Consider the following 17,131-nt stretch of genomic DNA (forward strand, 5'->3'; position numbering starts at 1 on the left):
GCTGGTGACCAGTTCCCGCAGCGGATACCGCGCCAGCACCGCGTCCACCTCGGGCGTCAGCGCCGCCGCCAGCCGGGCGGACACCGGACGGCCCTCGTCGCGCAGCGCCTCCACCGCCGCGAGCAGCACCTCCCGGTCGTCCGAGCCGGGCACCCCGGCGGCCGCCCGCTCGTACAACCGGGCCCCCTCCTCCAGCACCACCTCCGTGTCGATACCGGCCGGGATCTTGATCTGCGCATGGTGGCGCCAGGTGGTGACCGGGTCGCCCCAGCCCTCCACCTGGTACGTCCACAGTCCCGTGGCGTCGGGAGTGACCTCGGCGCCCCACCGGTCGGTGCCCGGCGCCAGCTCCCGCATCGGCGTGAACGGCCCCGGCCGCCCCTCGGGGTCGGTCAGGACCACATTGGCGGCCACCGCGTCGTGTCCCTCCCGGAACACGGTGGCCGAGATCTGGAACGTCTCGCCCGGGACCGCCTTGGCGGGCCGGCGGCCCTCGCGGACCATCGGGCGGACGTCCAGGACGGGTATCCGCCCCACCGACGTGGCGGGTGCCGCGGACACGGGCTCCGGGGACGGCGGGGGACCGGCGTCGGCCGGGCGCGCGGCGGCAGGATCCGCGGTGCCGCGCCGGGAAGGGGCTCTGCGGCCGGAGGGCGGGGGTGACGAGTGGTGCTTGGCGGGCATGACCGCTCCTGTCCGCGTCAACGAGGGTGGGCGGATGACTGTGGGGAGGTGGGTCCTGCGTGTCTTGCAGAGGTGTGTACCCGGAGGAGCCTTCCCACCCTCATCGGGTGGGCAATCCGGTACTTTGTTAACTACTCACGCGTATGTCGACACACAAGACCGGCCTCGTCCGGAAAGGACGAGGCCGGTCCCGGTGAGCGCCCGCTCCGGCGACCGCGTGGCGGCCCGCTCGGCGGCCGCCGTCCCGGCGCCCCGGGCCCGGCTACGAGGGCGGCACCTGCAGCAGCCGGTCGGGCGAGCCGAGCCCGCGGCCCTTCACCTTGCCCCGAGCGGCCTGCTTCACCAGCGCCTTCGCCACCTGGGCCGGGCCGGCCCGCCGGTGGTCGGCGAGGTACAGGGCCGCCGCCCCCGCGGCGTGCGGCGCCGCCATGGAGGTGCCCGAGTAGGTGGCCCGGGCGGTGTCGCTCGCGGCGGAGGCCGAGGTGATCGCCACCCCGGGGGCGAAGAGGTCGACGGCCGAACCGGTGTTGGAAAAGGCCGGTTTCTTGTCCCGCCGGTCCGTCGCGCCGACCGTGATCGCCTGCCGCACGCTCGCCGGCGAGTACAGCGCGGCCGGACGGCCGTCATTGCCCGCGGCGACCGTGTAGGTGACGCCGGAGGCGATGGAGGCGCGTACGGCCGCGTTGAGCTGGGCGTTGTAGGTGCCGCCCAGGCTGAGGTTGGCCACGGCCGGCTTCTTCGCGTGCCGGGTCACCCAGTCGATGCCCGCGAGCACCTGCGCGGTGGTGCCCGCGCCGTTGCCGTCCAGGACCCGCACCGAGACGACCCGCGCCTTCTTGGCCACGCCGTGGCCGCGGTCGGCGACGATCCCGGCGACATGGGTGCCGTGGCCGTTGGCGTCCTGCGCGGTCCGGTCGTTCTGCACGAAGTCCCAGCCGTGCACCGCCCGGCCCGCGAGGTCCTTGTGCGAGGTGCGGATACGGTGTCGATCACATACACCGTGACGCCCGCCCCCGCGGACTCGGGCCAGGTGTAGCGCCGGTCCAGCGGCAGGCTGCGCTGGTCCACCCGGTCCAGGCCCCAGTTCGGCGGATCGCCCTGGGTGTGCTCCAGCGTCACCCGGCTGTCCTGCACCACCGAGGCGACCCGGGGGTCGGCCGCGAGCCGCCCGGCCGCACCGGCACCGGCCCGGATCGCGAAGCCGTTGAGCACCGTGCCGTAGGTGTGGCTGATTCTCGCCCCGTAGCGCTCGGCCAGATCCTGTGCCGTCGCCGAGCGGGCCCCCGTCCCCTCCTTCAGCGTCACCAGATAGCTGCCGGTCACCGAGCCCGGTGCGCCGGCGCCGAGTATGCGTCCCTGCTCGGGTGCGGCGTGCGCGGGCAGGGCGGCGGCCACGACCGCCGCGGCGGTCAGCACCGCCGTGCATCCCCCCACCCGGCGCAGACGCCCCGTTCGCGTCCGTGCCATGGTCCGAGTTCCCCTCCTCGACTCGGGCGTACGGCCCCGGTGAGCGCCCCATGCCGGTATCGCGGGCCGGTACACCGCCAGGGGGGTGTCCGCCGTGCCCCACCCCCCTCGGACACCTCCGTGGGCAGCCTCTCGCGGCCGGCCGGGTGTCACAAGAACGCCCATGCGGGCGGAATCGGCCATATCCGGATGTGCCTGCCGTAGGCCGTTCAGGGCGAATGGAGGCATGCGGGCCGAGCACCCGGCGAGGGGGGTACCTCCCCCGGTACCGTCGACAGGGACGGCGCGGCACACACCGCGTCCTTCCAGCGAACGCGCCGAGGTGGAATGTGAAGGCGATCCGTCGATTCACCGTCCGACCCGTTCTCCCCGCCCCCCTCCGGCCCTTGAGCGACCTGGCCCGCAATCTGCGCTGGTCCTGGCACGCCGCCACCCGGGACCTGTTCGAGTCCGTCGACCCCGAACGCTGGGCGGCCGCCGGGCGCGATCCGGTGCGGCTGCTGGGCAGCGTGCCCCCCGCCCGCCTCGCCGAACTGGCCGAGGACCGCTCCTTCCTCGACCGCCTCGACGCGGTCGTGGCCGACCTCGACGCCTATATGACCGGCGACCGCTGGTACCAGGCCCAGACCGACCGGCTGCCCGAGGCGATCGCCTACTTCTCCCCGGAGTTCGGCATCACCGCGGCCCTGCCGCAGTACTCCGGCGGCCTCGGCATCCTGGCCGGCGACCACCTCAAGGCCGCCAGCGATCTCGGCGTCCCGCTCATCGGCGTCGGCCTGCTCTACCGGCACGGCTACTTCCGCCAGTCGCTGTCCCGCGACGGCTGGCAGCAGGAGCACTACCCGGTGCTCGACCCGCACGAGCTGCCCCTGGTCCAGCTCGAGGAGCCCGGCGGCACCCCCGCCCAGGTGCCGCTCGCCCTGCCCGGCGGCCGGCTGCTGCACGCCCGGATCTGGGTCGCCCAGGTCGGCCGTGTGCCGCTGCTGCTGCTGGACTCCGACGTCGAGGAGAACGACCTCGGCGAACGCCAGGTGACCGACCGGCTCTACGGCGGCGGCAGCGAGCACCGGCTGCTGCAGGAGATGCTGCTCGGCATAGGAGGTGTCCGGGCGGTGCGCACCTACTGCCGGCTCACCGGGCACCCCGAACCGGAGGTGTTCCACACCAACGAGGGCCACGCCGGCTTCCTCGGCCTGGAACGCATCGCCGAACTGCGCGCCCAGGGGCTGGACTTCGACTCCGCGCTGGAGGCGGTCCGGGCGGGCACCGTGTTCACCACCCACACCCCCGTCCCTGCAGGGATCGACCGCTTCGCCCGCGAGCTGGTCGCCCGCCACTTCGGCCCCGGCGCCGAGCTGCCCCTCATGGAGGTCGACCGCATCCTCCGGCTGGGCATGGAGACCTACCCGGGCGGCGAGCCCAACCTGTTCAACATGGCGGTGATGGGCCTGCGCCTGGCCCAGCGCGCCAACGGCGTCTCCCTGCTGCACGGCCAGGTCAGCCGGGAGATGTTCGCCGGGCTCTGGCCGGGCTTCGACCCGGAGGAGGTGCCCATCACCTCCGTCACCAACGGGGTGCACGCGGCCACCTGGATGGCGCCCGAGGTGTTCCGGCTCGGCGCCCGGCAGATCGGCCCCGAGCGCGCCGAGGAGGCGCTGAGCCTCGGCGACTCCGACCGCTGGGACTCCGTCGCCGACATCCCCGACCAGGACATCTGGGACCTGCGCCGCAACCTGCGTGAGCTGCTGGTGATGGAGGTGCGCGAGCGGCTGCGGGCCTCCTGGCGGCAGCGCGGCGCGCACAGCGCCGAGCTGGGCTGGATCGACCGCGTCCTCGACCCGGACGTGCTGACCATCGGCTTCGCGCGGCGCGTGCCGTCGTACAAGCGGCTGACGCTGATGCTGCGCGACAAGGACCGGCTGATGGACCTGCTGCTGCACCCGGAGCGGCCGGTGCAGATCGTGGTCGCGGGCAAGGCGCACCCGGCCGACGACAGCGGCAAGCGGCTGATCCAGGAGCTGGTCCGCTTCGCCGACGACCCGCGGGTGCGCCACCGCATCGTCTTCCTGCCCGACTACGGCATGGCGATGGCGCAGAAGCTGTACCCCGGCTGCGACATCTGGCTCAACAACCCGCTGCGCCCGCTGGAGGCGTGCGGCACCAGCGGGATGAAGGCAGCGCTCAACGGATGCCTCAACCTGTCCGTGCTGGACGGCTGGTGGGACGAGTGGTACCAGCCCGACTTCGGCTGGGCCATCCCCACGGCCGACGGCGCCGGCACCGACCCCGACCGGCGCGACGACATAGAGTCGGCGGCGCTGTACGACCTGCTGGAGCAGCGGATCACGCCCCGCTTCTACGAGCGCGGGGAGAGCGGGCTGCCCGACCGGTGGATCGAGATGGTGCGCCGGACGCTGAGCCTGCTCGGGCCGAAGGTGCTGGCGGGCCGCATGGTCCGCGAGTACGTGGAGCGGCTGTACGCGCCGGCCGCGCGCGCCCACCGCGCCATGGACCCCGACTCGGCGCGGGAGCTGGCCGAGTGGAAGGCGCGGGTGCGCTCCGCCTGGCACGGCGTGACCGTCGACCATGTGGAGACCTCGGCGACCCCGCCCACCGCGGAACTGGGCTCCACCCTGGCGCTGCGGGTGCGGGTCGGGCTCGGCGCGCTCGGCCCGGACGACGTGGAGGTCCAGGCGGTGGCCGGCCGGGTGGACGAGGAGGACCGCATCGCCGACGGCACCTCCGTGCCGCTGAAGCCCGCGGGCGCCCCCGACCAGGACGGCCGCTGGGTCTACGAGGGACCGCTCACCCTGGACCGCACCGGCCCCTTCGGCTACACGGTGCGCATCCTGCCCTCCCACCCCCTCCTCGCCTCCGGAGCGGAGCTGGGCCTGCTGGCGGTCCCGGCGGAGGACGTCACGGACGGCGGGGGGCTGCTGATGCGGTGAGCGGGGGCGCCGGGGAACGAGGTTGCCGGCCGGCCGCGGGGCTCAGTCCTCGAGGCCGGCGGTGGCCAGGCGGCGGAGGGTCTTGCCGCAGCGGCGGGCGTAGGCGGTCTGGAAGGCGCGGGTGGCCGGGCCGCCCGCGCGGGTGTACCAGCGGGCCGGCCTGCTGAACGCCTCGACGGTCAGCCAGACCGTGCCGTCGCCCGTGCGGTCCACCACGAACGACTCCTCCCCGCTCTCCGGGTGACCGGCCAGCGTGCCGTACGCCCAGCCCGCCTTCCGGTGCTCCTCCAGCGTCCAGACGACCCGGCAGGGCGCCTTCACCACACCGGCGAGAGTGATCGTGACGTCGACCCCGGGCGCGGCGCGGTCGGCGGCGGCGTCCACCCCCACGCCCAGTTCCCGGTGGAGTTCCCAGGTGAGCAGTGCCTCGGTGGCCCGGCGGAACACCTCCTCGCCCTCACCGAGCCGGGTGCGGACGTGCATCGGGTGGAAGCCCGGCGGGCAGAACCCCGCTTCCCGGGTCGCGCCGACGTGGTCGTAGGTGAAGTCCGCAACAGACATGCGACCCAAGCCTAGAGCTGTGCCCCCGCCCTGGTGGAGGGCGGGGGCACGGCTACCGGCCAGGAGACCCTTGATCGGGCTCCCGATTACGGGAAGGTGAGCTTCCAGCTGTCGATGTAGCCGGTGTCGCGGGACCAGTTGTCCTGCACCCGCAGCTGCCAGACGCCGTTGGCGGTCTCGGAGGAGGCGTTCACCGTGTAGGTGGTGTCGATGTCGTCCGAGCTGCCGCCGGTGCCGTAGTCCTTCAGCGTGTACACCGTGCCGCTGGGGCCGACCAGCTGCACCCGGAGGTCACCGATGTAGGTGTGCACGATCTTCACGGCCACCTGGAGGCTGGACGGGGCGTTGCCCGGCCGGCCGGAGACGGTGATCGGGGAGGAGACGGCGGCGCCCCGGTCCGGGATCGCCACGTCGCCGGTGTTCTCGAACGAGGTGCCGCCACCGCCGCCGTCACCGGGGCGGGAGCCCACGTTGACGCCGGCCCAGGCGTGGGCCACGGCCTGGTACTCGGCGCTGTCCGTGCCGTACAGCTCACCGGCCGCCGCGAGGGTGCCGGTGCGGGCGCCCGCGTAGTTGGTGGTCGAGGTGAACTTGGTGGTCAGCGCGCGGAACCAGATCTTCTCCGCCTTGGCGCGGCCGATGCCGGTGACCGGCAGGCCGTCGGAGGTGGGCGAGTCGTAGGTGACACCGTTGATGGTCTTGGTGCCGCTGCCCTCGCTCAGCAGGTAGAAGAAGTGGTTGGCCGGCCCGGACGAGTAGTGCACGTCGATGCTGCCGATGCCGGAGTACCAGTAGTCCTTGGACCGGCCGTCCTTGCTCGGCTTGTCCATGTAGCGCAGCGGCGTGCCGTCGCCGTTGATGTCGATCTCCTCGCCGATGAGGTAGTCACCGACGTCGGAGGAGTTGTCGGCGTAGAACTCGACCGTGGAGCCGAAGATGTCGCTGGTCGCCTCGTTGAGGCCGCCCGACTCGCCGCTGTAGATCAGGCGGGCGGTGACCGAGGTCAGGCCGTGGGTCATCTCGTGCCCGGCCACGTCGATCGAGGTGAGCGGGTTGGCGTTGCCGGAGCCGTCGCCGTAGGTCATGCAGAAGCAGCTGTCCGACCAGAAGGCGTTGACGTAGTTGTTGCCGTAGTGGACGCGCGAGTAGGCGCCGACGCCGTCGCCGCGGATGCCGCTGCGCCCGTGCACGTTCTTGTAGTAGTCCCAGGTCAGCGCCGCCCCGTAGTGGGCGTCGGCGCCCGCCGACTCCGCGTTGGAGGGGGTGCCGTCGCCCCAGACGTCGTCCGGGCCGGAGAACAGGGTTCCGGTGCCGGAGGTGCCGCGGCTGAGGTTGTAGGTCCGGTGGTTGCCGCGCGCCCCGTCGGTGAGGTTGTACGTCGAGCCCGACTGGGTGGTGGTCAGGTTCACGGTGCCGCTGTAGACGGTGTGGCCGGTGCCGGTCTGCACGGCCTGCCACTCGTGCAGCTTCTCGCCGGTGGTGGCGTCCGTGACGACGTGCAGCTCCTGCGGGGTGCCGTCGTGCTGGAGTCCTCCGACGACCGTCTCGTAGGCCACGACCGGCTTGCCGTCGGCCGCCCAGATCACCTTGCGCGGGGCGCGGTCGACCTCGGCGCCCTTGGCGTCGTCGGCCTTGGCGGCGGACAGGGCCTGCTGCTCGGCCTTGGCGGCCGGCACCTTGGCGGCGGTGGTGGCGGGCTTCAGCGCGGCGCGGGTGGCCTTGACGACCTTGTCCGCCTCGCCGGCCTTGTCGCCCTGGACGATCAGGTCGCCGCCGAGGACGGGCAGCCCGTCGTAGGTGCGCTCGTAGCGGACGTGCACGGTGCCGTCGCGGTCCTTGAGGACGTCACGGACGACGAGCTTCTCCTTGGCGCCGAGACCGAGGTCCTTCGCGGTCTCGGCCCTGGTGGCGTTGGCCTCGCGGATCAGTTCGGCGCGCTGGGCGGGGGTGAGCCGGACCGGCTCGGCGCCGGGCTTCGCGGCGCTCGCGGCCGAGGGTGCCTCGGGTGCGGCGGTGGCGCTGCCGGACTGCACCGCCGTGGCGATCAGCGCGGCGACCCCGGCCAGGGCGACCGCGGCGGCGCGGCGGTGGGTGGTGTGGGGGGTGCGTCTGTGGGAGGACCTGCTTCTCAACACTGACTCCTTCTGCACGACCGCGGATCACGCGGCCTGGGGAGACCGGCCGGCGAATGAGCCGTCCGGGCAGAACAAGGCGGTTCCGTGGAACCACGTGCTGCTGTGCGGGAGCTCTGGCGGCGGCACGGCGCGGTGCGGACTTCACGCTGTGGGGTTGCTGTGCAGCGGCCGTGGGCAGAGTGACAGGCGATCAGGTGCTTTGTCAGGAGCGCGTCAGAAGATTGGCCGGAAACGGTCCGTTGTCCGGGAATGCGCGTTCGCTATGCGGACTGGCGCCGGCGTCTTCAGTGAGCGGCCGGACGCCGGTCACCCCCCGCTCCCGTCGCCGCCCTCACGCCAGGCTGTCCCGCCATGCCCGGTGCAGGTCGGCGAAGCGGCCCGTGCCCGCGATCAGGCCGGCCGGGGTGCCGTCCTCCACGATCCGGCCCTGCTCCATCACCAGCACCCGGTCGGCGATCTCCACCGTCGACAGGCGGTGCGCGATGACCACCGCCGTGCGGCCCTTGAGCACCGTGGCCATCGCCCGCTGCACCGCGCGCTCCCCGGGGATGTCCAGCGAGCTGGTCGCCTCGTCCAGGATCAGCACCGCCGGGTCGGCGAGCAGCGCCCGTGCGAACGACACCAGTTGGCGCTGGCCGGCCGAGATGCGGCCGCCCCGCTTGCGCACATCGGTGTCGTAGCCGTCGGGCAGGGCGGCGATGAAGTCGTGGGCGCCGATCTCCTTGGCGGCCCGTTCGATCTGCTCACGGGTGGCCTCCGGGCGGCCGAGGGCGATGTTCTCGGCGACCGTGCCGGAGAACAGGAACGCCTCCTGCGTCACCATCACCACCCCGCGCCGCAGTTCCGGCATGGCCAGATCGCGCAGATCGACGCCGTCCAGCAGCACCCGCCCCTCGGTCGGGTCGTAGAACCGGGCGAGCAGCTTGGCCAGCGTCGACTTGCCCGCGCCGGTGGAACCGACCACGGCGACGGTCTGCCCGGCCTCCAGGGTCAGATCGAAGCGGGGCAGCACCTCACCGCCCGTGCGGTAGGCGAACCGCACCGAGTCGAAGACGACCTTCCGCCCCGGCTCCCCGGACCGCCGCGGAGGCAGCTCGCGCGGTGCCGTCGGCTCGGGCACGCCCGGTGTCTGGGCCAGCAGCCCGGCGATCTTCTCCAGCGAGGCCGCCGCCGACTGGTAGGAGTTGAGGAACATGCCGAGCCGGTCGATCGGGTCGTACAGCCGGCGCAGATACAGCACCGCCGCCGCCAGCACACCCAGCGCCAGCGACCCGGTCGCGACCCGGTAGGCACCCCACAGCACGACCAGCGCCACCGTGGTGTTCGCGATGAGCCGGGAGCCGACGACATAGCGGGCCATCTCCAGCAGCGCGTCGCCGTTGGAGCGTTCGTGCCGCTGGTTCAGCACCCGGAAGCCGGCGTCGTTGGCGGCCTCCCGGCGGAAGGCGCGGACCGGGCGGATGCCGTTCATCGTCTCCACGAACTTCACGATCACCGCGGCCATCGCCGTGGACCGCCTGCGGTACACCCGCCGCGCCCGCCGCTGGTAGGAGCGCACCATCGCGTACAGCGGGAGGAACGAGGCCACGGCGGCGGCGCCCAGCCCGAGGTCCAGCCACAGCAGCAGCACCGAGATGTACACGCAGGACAGCACGACCGTCACCAGCTCCTGCAGGCCCTCCTCCAGCAGCTCGCGCAGCGCCTCCACATCGGTGGTGGAGCGGGAGATGAGCCGGCCCGAGGTGTACCGCTCGTGGAAGTCCACGCTCAGCGCCTGCGCGTGCCGGAAGATGCGCCCGCGCAGATCCAGCAGCACGTCCTGGCTGACCCGCGCGGAGGCGGTGATGAACGCGTACTGCAGCGCCCCGGCCACCGACGCGCAGAGCAGGAAGCCCACGGCGACCGCGAGCAGCGGCCCGTGGTCGTCGGCGCGGAACGCCGGCACCGCGTGGTCGATGGCGTACGCCACCAGCAGCGGGCCCGCCTGCACCGCCGCCTGCTGGAGCAGCAGCAGGACCGCCGTGAGCGCGACCCGGCCGCGCAGCGGCGTCAGCAGCGACCGCAGCAGGACGCGGGTGGCACCCGGGGGAGAGGGCAGCACGTCCCGGTCGAACGGGTCGCCCGAGGCGGACGGTTCGTTGCCCTCCTGGTCCGGGGCGGCTGCGGTGGTGGCCACCGTCATCGCTGGGCCTCCCTCTCCCCCGCCGGGTCGGCGGCCATCAGATGCGCGTACTCCGGGTTGCTGTGCAGCAGTTCGTGATGGGTGCCCACGGCGGTGATCCGGCCGCCGGACAGCAGCGCCACGCGGTCGGCCAGCAGCACGGTCGACGGGCGGTGGGCGACGATCAGGGCGGTGGTGTCGGCGAGCACCCGGCGCAGGGCGGCCTCCACCGCGGCCTCGGTGTGCACGTCCAGCGCGGACAGCGGGTCGTCCAGCACCAGGAAGTCCGGCCGCCCGACCACCGCGCGGGCCAGGGCGAGCCGCTGCCGCTGCCCGCCGGAGAGGCTGAGCCCCTGCTCGCCCACCTGGGTGTCCACCCCGTCCGGCAGCCCGTGAACGAAGCCGGCCTGCGCCACGCCGAGCGCCCGCTCCAGCTCCTCCTCCCGGGCGCCCATCAGCACGTTCTCCTTCACCGTGGCGGAGAACAGCGTCGGGTCCTCGAAGGCGACGGCGACCTTGGACCGCAGCTCCTCCCGTGGCATCCCGGCGATGTCCACCCCGTCCAGCGTGATCCGCCCGGAGGTGACGTCGTAGAGCCGGGGCACCAGCGCGGTGAGCGTCGTCTTGCCGCTGCCGGTGGCGCCCACCAGGGCGAGCGACTCACCGGGACGGATGTGCAGGTCCACGCGGTCCAGCACGGGAGGGGAGCCCGGGGGAGCGTCCGGGTAGCGGAAGGTGACGTTCTCGAAGCGGAGGCCGGAGGGGGCGGGCGCACCCGTCCGGCGCGGTGTCCCGAGGACCTTGGAAGAAGCCTGCGCCTGAGGTGCCTTGGTCACCGCCGACTCCGGCTGGGCGTCCATCACCTCGAAGTAGCGCTCGGTCGCCGTGCCCGCCTCCTGGCTCATCGCCAGCAGGAACCCGATCGAGTCGACGGGCCAGCGCAGCGCCAGCGCCGTGGACAGGAACGCCACCAGCGTCCCCGCCGACAGCTGCCCGTCCGCCACCCGCACGCACCCGAGGACCAGAGCGGCCCCGATCGCCACCTCCGGCAGGGTGACGATGACGCCGAGGATCGTCGCCAGCAGCCGCGCCTTGCGCAGCTCCATGCCGCGCAGCCGGCCCGACAGCTCCCGGAAGACCCGCGCCTGGCTCCGGTGCCGCCCGAAGCCCTTGATGACACGGATACCGAGCACGCTCTCCTCGACCACCGTGGTCAGGTCGCCCACCTGGTCCTGCGCCGCCCGCGAGGCCTGCGAGTACTTCTTCTCGAAGACCACACAGGTGACCAGCACCGGCACCGCGGGCACCAGGACCACCAGCCCCAGCGCCCAGTCCTGCACCAGCATGATGATCACGCCGACGACGATCGTCACCCCGTTGACCAGCAGGAACGTCAGCGGGAAGGCGAGGAACATGCGCAGCAGCATCAGATCCGTGGTGGCCCGCGACAGCAGCTGCCCGGACGGCCAGCGGTCGTGGAAGGCCACCGGCAGCCGCTGCAGACGCCGGTAGAGGTCCGCCCGCATCTCCGCCTCGACGTGCGACAGCGGCCGCGCCACCAGCCACCGCCGGAAACCGAACAGCAGGGCCTCCGCGAGCCCGAGCAGCAGCAGATACAACGCCCCGAGCCACACCCCCGCCGGGTCCCGGCCGGCGATCGGCCCGTCCACCATCCACTTCAGGACGAGCGGGATCACCAGCCCGATGCAGGACGCGACGATCGCGACGAACGCCGCGGTGAACAGCCGCACGCGCACGGGCCGGACGTACGGCCACAGGCGCAGCAGAGTGCGCACGGTGGAGCGTTCCCGCGCTGCCCCGGCCTTGCCGGCCGCGGCATCGGTTCCGGCGTCGGTTCCGGCTTCGGGGCCGGCTTCGGGGCCGGCTTGGTCGTCGGCTCCGGCGGAGGAGGGTGTCGTGGTGGCCATCAGCAGCGAGATTACGGAACGCCACTGACAGTTCCCACCGAGTTTCGGCCCGGTCGGGTTCGGTCTCCGGTCCTAGGACCGGGCCTGCCCGGGGCCCGGCTCCCGGCTGCCCGACCGGGCATCAGGGAGCGGGGCACGGCCCCTCGTTGACGGCGCGTGGCTCAGGGCCGCACCCGCAGCAGCAGCACCGTCCGCCCCGGCACCGTGATGTCCGTGCCCCCGGCGTGCAGGGTGCCCGGTGCGTCCGCCTGCTCCTCGCGGCCCGTGTCGACGACGACCTCGTACCGCTCCGCCCACGGCGGTCCCGGCAGGCGGAACGTCACCGGGTGCTCCCCGGCGTGGAGCACGGTGAGGAAGCTGTCGTCGGTGATGCGGGCCCCGTGCTCGTCGCGTCCGGGGATGTCGCGGCCGGAGAGGTACATGCCGAGCGTGGCGGCGGGCGCGAACCAGTCGTGCTCGGTCATCTCGGTGCCCCGCGGGGTGAACCAGGCCAGGTCGCGCAGCCCGTCCGCGGAGTGCGCACGGCCGGAGAAGAAGGCCCGGCGGCGCAGCACCGGATGCCGGTGGCGCAGCGCGATCAGCCGGGAGGTCAGGTCGAACAGGTTCCGCCAGGCGGGCTCCTGAAGCAGGCTCCAGTCCACCCAGCCCAGCTCGTTGTCCTGGCAGTAGGCGTTGTTGTTGCCGCGCTGGGTGCGGCCCATCTCGTCGCCGGCCACCAGCATCGGCACACCCGTCGACAGCAGCAGCGTGGTGAGCAGATTGCGCAGCTGGCGGCGGCGCAGCGCCAGGATGCGCTCGTCGTCGGTCTCGCCCTCCGCGCCGCAGTTCCAGGAGCGGTTGTCGTCCGTGCCGTCCCGGTCGCCCTCGCCGTTGGCCTCGTTGTGCTTGCGCTCGTAGGACACCAGGTCGCGCAGGGTGAACCCGTCGTGCGCGGTGACGAAGTTGACCGAGGCCCAGGGGCGCCGCCCGCCCCAGGCGTACAGGTCGCTGGAGCCGGAGAGCCGGTAGCCCATCTCCCGCACATCGGGCAGGGCGTGCCGCCAGAAGTCCCGCACGGCGTCGCGGTATCGGTCGTTCCACTCGGTCCACAGCGGCGGGAAGGCGCCCACCTGGTAGCCGCCGGAGCCGATGTCCCACGGCTCGGCGATGAGCTTCACCCGGCGCAGCACCGGGTCCTGGGCGATCACCGCGAGGAACGGGGAGAGCATGTCGACGTCGTGCATCGAGCGGGCCAGCGCCGCCGCCAGGTCGAAGCGGAAGCCGTCGACCCCCATCTCGGTCACCCAGTAGCGCAGCGAGTCGGTGATCAGGCGCAGCACCTGCGGCTGGACGACGTGCAGGGTGTTGCCGCAGCCGGTGTAGTCGGCGTAGCGGCGGGCGTCCGGCTGCAGCCGGTAGTAGCCGCGGTTGTCGATGCCCTTCAGCGACAGCGTGGGCCCGAGCTCGTCGGCCTCGGCGGTGTGGTTGTAGACCACGTCGAGGATGACCTCGATCCCGCCCGCGTGCAGGGCGCGCACCATCCGCTTGAACTCGCCGACCTGCTGCCCCCGGGTGCCCGTGGCCGCGTAGGCGGCGTGCGGAGCGAAGTAGCCGATGGAGTTGTAGCCCCAGTAGTTGCGCAGGCCGCGGCGGAGCAGATGGTCCTCGTGGGCGAACTGGTGCACCGGCAGCAGCTCCACCGCCGTCACCCCGAGCCGCACCAGATGCTCGATCGCCGCCGGGTGCGCCAGGCCCGCGTAGGTGCCGCGCAGCTCTGGAGGTATGCCGGGGTGCCGCTGGGTGAAGCCCTTGACGTGCAGTTCGTAGATCACCGAGTCCGCCCACGGCGTCTTCGGCCGGTGGTCGTCGGACCAGTCGTCGTCATCGTGGACGACCACGCCCTTCGGCACGAACGGCGCGGAGTCCCGGTCGTCGCGCACGGTGTCCGCGACATGCTGCTCCGGCCAGTCCCGCACGTGCCCGTACACCTCCGCCGGCATCGTGAAGTCGCCGTCCACCGCGCGGGCGTAGGGGTCGAGCAGCAGCTTCGCCGGATTCCAGCGGGCGCCGGTCCACGGGTCCCAGCGGCCGTGCACCCGGTAGCCGTAGCGCTGCCCGGGCATCACACCCGGCACGAAGCCGTGCCAGATCTCATGGGTCAGCTCGGTCAGCGGGGCCCGGCTCTCCCTGCCCTGGTCGTCGAAGAGGCACAGCTCCACCCCCTCCGCCCCGGCCGCCCACAGCGCGAAGTTGGTCCCCGCCACCCCGTCCGGGCCCACCCGGAACCGGGCGCCCCTCCCCGGTGGCCCGCTCTCCGGCCACCGCCTCCTGCTCGGCTGCGCTGGACACCTGTCAGCCTCCCGCGGCTCGTGGAACGACGGGGGACAGGGCTGCGGCCATGGTGCCGGCTCCGCCGCGGCTCACCCTGCGCGTCGTTCTCCCCACTGTTCTGCCCATCGCGTGCCTCGCACTCACGTTTCCCTCCGGGGCGGCCTGGTCGCTTCGGGGGAACGGCGACGTTTCCCGGGGACGAGGCCCGTCGTTGTGCATCGCGTGAGGCACGTACAAGGGCGCGCACGGCGCGCGTGGGCCGCGCTGGCCGCCGTAGTGACATGGGCAGGACTGCTCGCCGGGGCCGTCGGCTGCGGCCCGGACGGCCCGGTCGGCGGGGCGTTCGGGCCACCGGCCGCCGAGGACGTCATCCGGGTGGCGCCCGGGGACGGCGACAAGGACGTACGCCCCGGCGACCGGCTGCGGGTGTGGGTGCCCGACGGGCGGCTGGAGTCGGTGAAGGCCGTCAAGTCGCAGGACGCACGGGAGACGCCGGTGCCGGGCCGGGTCTCCGCCGACGGGCTGACCTGGACGCCCGACGAGAAGCGGCTGGCGCTGGCCGCCAAGTACACGATCGACGCGGTCGCCGTGGACGGCTCCGGACGCCGCTCCGCCCGCCACACCACGTTCACCACGCACGTCCCCGAGAAGCGCTTCATCGGCTATGTCGCCCCCGACGACCGCTCCACCGTCGGCACCGGGATGATCGTCTCCCTGGAGTTCAACCGCGCCATCAGGAACCGCGCCGCCGTCGAACGCGCCGTCCGGGTCCGCTCCGTACCGGCGGTCGAGATCCGCCCGCACTGGTTCGGCGCCTCCCGCCTCGACTTCCGCCCCCAGCACTACTGGAAGCCCGGCACCAAGGTGTCCGTCGAGCTGCGCCTGCGGGACGTCGAGGCGGCCCCCGGCGTCTACGGCCTGCAGCACCGCACCTTCACCTTCACCGTCGGCCGCAGCCAGGTGTCGGTGGTCGACGCCTCCCGCCACACCATGAAGGTCCACCGCGACGGCGAGCTGCTCGCCACCGTGCCGATCACCGCCGGGGCCGAGAAGACGCCCACCTACAACGGCAAGATGGTGATCACCGAGATGCTCGAGGTCACCCGCATGAACAGCCGCACGGTCGGCTTCGGCGGCGAGTACGACATCCCCGACGTCCCGCACGCCATCCGGCTGACCGACTCCGGCACCTTCCTGCACGGCAACTACTGGGCCGACACCGACGTCTTCGGCGAGGAGAACGTCAGCCACGGCTGCATCGGGCTGCGCGACGACAAGGGCGGCAACCCCGAGGCGCCCGGCGGCTGGTTCTTCGACCGCAGCCTGGTCGGCGACGTCGTCGAGGTGATCAACAGCAAGGACAAGTCCGTCGCCCCCGACAACGGCCTCGGCGGCTGGAACATGAGCTGGCAGGAGTGGAAGGCGGGCAGCGCCGTGCAGTGATCCCCCCGGGGGCGCCGCACCAGCTCCCGCGGATCTTGAAGGTGCGGCGCCCGTCCCGCGGACGCCGGGCGGCCGGTCCGCCGCGGCGGGGGCGGTTGAAGTTGGGACTGAATGGTGACATCGACGCCCGGTTCAACGCCCCTGGCCTGCGGTTAGGATGCGCCGGTGCGCGTGCGGTACGCGCGGGGGCGCGGGTCCGGCCAGGCCCGCCGAGGGGAGTGGCAAGTTGAACGTGGGGCCGATATCGGGGGCGTCGGTGGGGGCGCGGGGACGCGGCGGCACGCGGCGGCGTGCGGGCACCAGGCTGGCGGCGCTGGCACTCGGTGTGATGCTGGCGGCCACCGCCTGCGGCGGCGGGGGCACGAACGCCGGCTCGGGTGACGGCAAGGCCAAGGGCAAGGACTCCACCGCCGCGCAGAGCAAGCAGTCCGAGGCGGTCGTCACCATCGCGCCCAAGGACGGGGCGAAGTCCGTCAAGACCAGCGGCGCGCTGAAGGTGACCGCCGCCAAGGGCAAGCTCACCGAGGTCGTCGTCAAGGACCCGGACGGCGAGAAGATCGAGGGCCGGATATCCGGCGACGGCGCCACCTGGACGCCGTCCACCCACCTGGCCGTCTCCACCAAGTACACGGTGCACGCGGTCGCCAAGGACTCCGAGGGCCGCACCGCGGCCGAGGACTCCACCTTCACCACCCTGACACCGCAGAACACCTTCATCGGCAACTTCACCCCCGAGGACGGGGCGAAGGTCGGTGTCGGGATGCCGTTCTCCGTCCGCTTCACCCGGGGCATCACCGACCCGGACGCCGTCGAGCGGGCCATCCGCATCACCACCGAGCCGGCCGTCGAGGTCGAGGGCCACTGGTTCGGCAACGACCGCCTGGACTTCCGGCCCGAGAAGTACTGGAAGGCCGGCACCAAGGTCAGCGTCCACCTCAACCTCGACGGCGTCGAGGGCCGCCCCGGTGTCTACGGCGAGCAGGACAAGAAGATCTCCTTCACCATCGGCCGCAGCCAGGTCTCCGTGGTCGACGCCAAGAAGCTCAAGATGAAGGTCATGCGCGACGGGAAGGTCATCAAGACCATCCCCGTCACCACCGGCGCGCCCGGCTACGAGACCTGGAACGGCCAGATGGTCATCAGCGAGAAGCTGAAGGTCACCCGGATGAACGGCGAGACGGTCGGCTACGGCGGCGAGTACGACATCAAGGACGTCCCGCACGCCATGCGCCTGAGCACCTCCGGCACCTTCATCCACGGCAACTACTGGGGCGGCGACGCCTTCGGCAACCGCAACGCCAGCCACGGCTGTATCGGCCTGCGCGATGTGCGCGGCGGCTGGGACAAGAAGACCCCGGCGGCCTGGTTCTTCAAGAACTCCATGATCGGCGACGTGGTGATCGTGAAGAACTCCAAGGACAAGACCATCGCCCCCGACAACGGGCTCAACGGCTGGAACATGTCCTGGGAGAAGTGGAAGTCGTAAGTCCGCGC

General features: G+C 72.7%; 9 protein-coding genes and 1 pseudogene. 3 read left to right on the plus strand and 7 right to left on the minus strand.

Annotated elements, in window-relative coordinates; translation table 11 throughout:
* Positions 1 to 684, minus strand: a 684-nt coding sequence (locus ABD198_RS20610) for a maltotransferase domain-containing protein (RefSeq protein WP_344003948.1), incomplete at its 3' end; no start/stop codon positions are given.
* Positions 685 to 946: 262 nt separating this feature from the next.
* A pseudogene (locus tag ABD198_RS20615) lies at positions 947 to 2,151 on the minus strand (S8 family peptidase).
* Between the two features lie 329 nt (positions 2,152 to 2,480).
* Between ABD198_RS20615 and ABD198_RS20620 the strand changes: the two are divergent.
* Positions 2,481 to 5,099 carry a glycosyltransferase family 1 protein gene (locus ABD198_RS20620; protein ID WP_344003951.1) on the plus strand — a complete coding sequence of 873 codons (2,619 nt, stop codon included), beginning with the start codon at positions 2,481 to 2,483 and terminating at the stop codon, positions 5,097 to 5,099.
* Between the two features lie 42 nt (positions 5,100 to 5,141).
* Here the strand turns inward: ABD198_RS20620 and ABD198_RS20625 are convergent, their stop codons facing one another.
* From ABD198_RS20625 to glgX, 5 genes are all read right to left on the minus strand, one after another.
* Positions 5,142 to 5,660: a DUF1990 domain-containing protein gene (locus ABD198_RS20625; RefSeq protein ID WP_344003953.1), complete on the minus strand. Its 519-nt coding sequence runs from the start codon at positions 5,658 to 5,660 to the stop codon at positions 5,142 to 5,144.
* An 86-nt stretch (positions 5,661 to 5,746) separates the two neighbouring features.
* The gene (locus tag ABD198_RS20630) at positions 5,747 to 7,792 is read right to left on the minus strand and encodes a M4 family metallopeptidase (protein ID WP_344003955.1); all 2,046 of its coding nucleotides are present in this window, start codon (positions 7,790 to 7,792) and stop codon (positions 5,747 to 5,749) included.
* Positions 7,793 to 8,126: 334 nt separating this feature from the next.
* Positions 8,127 to 9,977 carry an ABC transporter ATP-binding protein gene (locus tag ABD198_RS20635; RefSeq protein ID WP_344003957.1) on the minus strand — a complete coding sequence of 617 codons (1,851 nt, stop codon included), beginning with the start codon at positions 9,975 to 9,977 and terminating at the stop codon, positions 8,127 to 8,129.
* Positions 9,974 to 11,884, minus strand: a complete 1,911-nt coding sequence (locus ABD198_RS20640; RefSeq protein WP_425580516.1) for an ABC transporter ATP-binding protein — start codon at positions 11,882 to 11,884, stop codon at positions 9,974 to 9,976. Before ABD198_RS20640 ends, ABD198_RS20635 begins: the two co-directional genes overlap by 4 nt.
* 161 nt (positions 11,885 to 12,045) lie before the next feature.
* The gene (gene glgX, locus ABD198_RS20645; RefSeq protein ID WP_425580517.1) at positions 12,046 to 14,142 is read right to left on the minus strand and encodes a glycogen debranching protein GlgX; all 2,097 of its coding nucleotides are present in this window, start codon (positions 14,140 to 14,142) and stop codon (positions 12,046 to 12,048) included.
* A 274-nt stretch (positions 14,143 to 14,416) separates the two neighbouring features.
* Here glgX and ABD198_RS20650 point away from each other — a divergent pair, with 274 nt between their 5' ends.
* Both ABD198_RS20650 and ABD198_RS20655 read left to right on the plus strand, forming a co-directional pair.
* Positions 14,417 to 15,637 (plus strand): L,D-transpeptidase, encoded by a 1,221-nt coding sequence (locus ABD198_RS20650; protein ID WP_344003962.1) that lies wholly within the window; start codon positions 14,417 to 14,419, stop codon positions 15,635 to 15,637.
* A 226-nt stretch (positions 15,638 to 15,863) separates the two neighbouring features.
* A complete protein-coding gene (locus ABD198_RS20655) occupies positions 15,864 to 17,123 on the plus strand; it encodes a L,D-transpeptidase (RefSeq protein ID WP_344003965.1) in 1,260 nt (419 codons plus the stop codon).
* Positions 17,124 to 17,131 lie beyond the last annotated feature (8 nt).

It is taken from the genome of Streptomyces thermocarboxydovorans (assembly GCF_039524635.1).
Lineage (GTDB): Bacteria > Actinomycetota > Actinomycetes > Streptomycetales > Streptomycetaceae > Streptomyces > Streptomyces thermocarboxydovorans.

Bases quoted from the DNA above. Each gene is read 5' to 3' on its own strand.
- ABD198_RS20625 (WP_344003953.1), bottom strand. From the start codon at position 5,660: ATGTCTGTTGCGGACTTCACCTACGACCACGTCGGCGCGACCCGGGAA.
- ABD198_RS20635 (WP_344003957.1), bottom strand. From the start codon at position 9,977: ATGACGGTGGCCACCACCGCAGCCGCCCCGGACCAGGAGGGCAACGAA.
- ABD198_RS20640 (WP_425580516.1), bottom strand. From the start codon at position 11,884: ATGGCCACCACGACACCCTCCTCCGCCGGAGCCGACGACCAAGCCGGC.